The sequence below is a fragment of the Burkholderia sp. GbtcB21 genome (genome assembly GCF_019091065.1).
GTDB classification, from domain to species: Bacteria; Pseudomonadota; Gammaproteobacteria; order Burkholderiales; family Burkholderiaceae; genus Burkholderia; species Burkholderia pyrrocinia_C.
The window spans coordinates 1-237 of record NZ_JAGXKA010000460.1 but is presented as its reverse complement, the minus strand read 5'-3'; the positions used below and the strand labels follow the sequence as shown (position 1 = coordinate 237).

The 237-nt window shown below is 68.4% G+C and carries 1 protein-coding gene; it reads right to left on the bottom strand.

Annotation, left to right across the window (positions count from 1 at the left end):
* The coding region (locus KVT39_RS37370; RefSeq protein ID WP_306795641.1) for an EAL domain-containing protein at positions 1 to 212 on the bottom strand (212 nt) is incomplete at its 3' end.
* Between the last annotated feature and the right edge of the window lie 25 nt (positions 213 to 237).

Genomic DNA, 237 nt, shown 5'->3' with positions numbered 1-237 from the left:
CCACCGAGGGGCAGGCCCTCCAGGTAGGCCAGGCTGGAATAGCCGGTGCCGAAGTCGTCCAGCGACAGCCCGACGCCGAGCGCCTTCAGTTCGCGCAGCGTGTGCGCGACCGCATTGCGGTCCTGCATCAGCACGCTTTCGGTCAGTTCGAGTTCGAGCCAGGCCGGTTCCAGGCCAGTATCCCGCAGCGCCCTGTGCACCACGTCGGCCATGTTCTGCTGCCGGAACTGGCGCGCC